Raw genomic sequence first — 897 nt, 5'->3', positions numbered from 1 at the left:
AGAGCCCGTTTGAAAAGGGTTGGCGGCAACGGCATGATGTGATTCAAGCTTCGGATGTGGACCGAAGCGACGCGCAGCCGAATGGCCAGGATCGAGAAGAAGACGAAGCGGTATTCTACGGACCTGACCGATGAGGAATGGTCTGTGATGGAACCGCTGATGCCACAGAAGGCCGACACCGGCCGTCCGAGGTGTGTGGACCTTCGGGAGGTCTTGAACGCCTTGCGCTACTTGGCTCGAACGGGCTGTGGCTGGCGGCTTTTACCGAAGGACTTCCCTCCGTGGCAGACGGTGTATTGGTGGTTCCGGCATCTCCTGCGGCGCTTGCTGTTCCAGACGATCCACGACGTGACGTTGATGATCGACCGTGAACGGGCTGGCCGTGAGGCCAGTCCGAGCGCCGGGGTTGTGGACAGCCAATCGGTGAAAGCTCCCGCCGCTAAGCAGCGAGGTTACGACGCGGGTAAGAAGATCAATGGACGCAAGCGGCACATCGCAGTCGACACCGATGGCCGCCTGCTGATGGTGAATCTAACCACCGCCGACATTTCCGACTCCGCCGGCGCGCAGATGATCCTGGAAGCGATACGCAAGCGTTGGCCATGGATGAAGCACCTCTTCGCCGATGGCGCCTATGATCGCAAGAAGCTGATGGACAAGGCCGCCTTCCTCGACTTCACCGTCGAGGTGGTCCGGCGAACTGACACCCAGCCAGGGTTCAAGGTCGTGCCACGGCGCTGGGTGGTCGAGCGGACCTTCGGATGGATGACCCGCTGGAGACGTCTGGTTCGAGATTATGAAGCCCGGATCGACGTCTCCGGCGGTATGATGCAACTCGCTATGGCAAGCCTGCTACTTCGACGTGTCTGCCATTGAACCGGTTGTCAAACGGGCTCT

General features: G+C 60.3%; 1 protein-coding gene. It reads left to right on the top strand.

All coding sequences use genetic code 11. From position 1 onward, the window contains the following. Positions 1-54 precede the first annotated feature (54 nt). The gene (locus tag DS837_RS31825) at positions 55-876 is read left to right on the top strand and encodes an IS5 family transposase (protein WP_149168399.1); all 822 of its coding nucleotides are present in this window, start codon (positions 55-57) and stop codon (positions 874-876) included. Positions 877-897: the final 21 nt, after the last annotated feature.

The organism is Azospirillum brasilense (genome assembly GCF_008365405.1).
GTDB classification, from domain to species: domain Bacteria; phylum Pseudomonadota; class Alphaproteobacteria; order Azospirillales; family Azospirillaceae; genus Azospirillum; species Azospirillum brasilense_D.
The sequence above is the reverse complement of the archived record's forward strand: the minus strand, read 5'-3'. Positions and strand labels throughout refer to the sequence as shown.

Coding starts and splice junctions, on each gene's coding strand:
- DS837_RS31825 (WP_149168399.1), top strand. CDS start 55: ATGTGGACCGAAGCGACGCGCAGCCGAATGGCCAGGATCGAGAAGAAG.